The organism is Streptomyces sp. NPDC029216 (assembly GCF_040648015.1).
In the GTDB taxonomy this organism is placed as follows: domain Bacteria; phylum Actinomycetota; class Actinomycetes; order Streptomycetales; family Streptomycetaceae; genus Streptomyces.
Window position 1 is genome coordinate 1 of record NZ_JBEZWL010000319.1, and the last position, 1,145, is coordinate 1,145.

At 66.1% G+C, this 1,145-nt stretch carries 1 protein-coding gene; it reads left to right on the plus strand.

The annotated features are described in order from the left end of the window. Positions 1-1,040 (plus strand): aliphatic sulfonate ABC transporter substrate-binding protein (locus AB0F18_RS39310; RefSeq protein ID WP_362070370.1); only part of this gene is annotated, 1,040 nt, incomplete at its 5' end. Positions 1,041-1,145 lie beyond the last annotated feature (105 nt).

A 1,145-nucleotide genomic window follows, 5' to 3' on the forward strand; every position in this document is an offset into this window, starting at 1 on the left:
CCTGCGGCTACGGTTCCGAGGCGAAGAAGGAGGACGACAAGGCCAATGTCGCGGCCACTGACGGCGCTAAGAAGCTGTCCGCTTCCGAGGTGCGTATCGGCTACTTCCCGAACCTGACGCATGCGACCGCGCTGGTCGGTCTTCAGGAAGGCCTGATCGCCAAGGAACTGGGCGGCACCGCGATCAAGCCGCAGACCTTCAACGCCGGCCCGTCCGAGATCGAAGCCCTCAACGGCGGCTCCCTCGACATCGGCTTCATCGGCCCCTCCCCGTCGGTCAACGGCTACGTGAAGTCCAAGGGTTCGAACCTGCGGATCGTCTCGGGCTCCGCCTCCGGCGGCGTCAAGCTCGTGGTGAACCCCGACAAGATCAAGACCCTCGACGACCTCAAGGGCAAGAAGATCGCCACCCCGCAGAAGGGGAACACCCAGGACGTCGCGTTCCTCAACTGGATCTCCGAGAAGGGCTGGCAGGTCGACCCCGAGTCCGGCAAGGGCGACGTCTCCGTCGTGCGCACCGACAACAAGGTCACCCCGGACGCCTTCAAGCAGGGCTCCATCGACGGCGCGTGGGTCCCCGAGCCCACCGCCTCCAAGCTGGTCTCCGACGGCGGTCAGGTCCTGCTGGACGAGACCTCCCTGTGGCCCGACAAGAAGTTCGTGATCACGAACGTGATCGTGTCGCAGAAGTTCCTCAAGGAACACGCGGACGTCGTCGAGGCCGTGCTGCGCGGCACGGTCAAGACCAACGAGTGGATCACCGCCAACCCGGAGCAGGCCAAGGCCTCCGCGAACGCCAAGCTCAAGGCCGACAGCGGCAAGGAACTCGACGCGAAGATCCTCGACCCGGCCTGGCAGTCCATCCTCGTCACCGACGACCCGCTGGCCGCAACCCTGAAGACCGAGGCCGACTGGGCGGTGAAGGCCAAGCTGCTGGAGAAGCCCGACCTGGCCGGGATCTACGACCTGACGCTCCTGAACAAGGTCCTCAAGGCCGCCGGCAAGCCCGAGGTCTCCGACGCCGGCCTCGGCACCAAATAACCCCGTAAGCCCGTAGGCCCGTACATCCCAGGAGGTGACGACCATGGCCACCACTCTCGCCAAGGCTGCCGACGGCGCGGTTGCGGAACACACGCACGCCGCGCG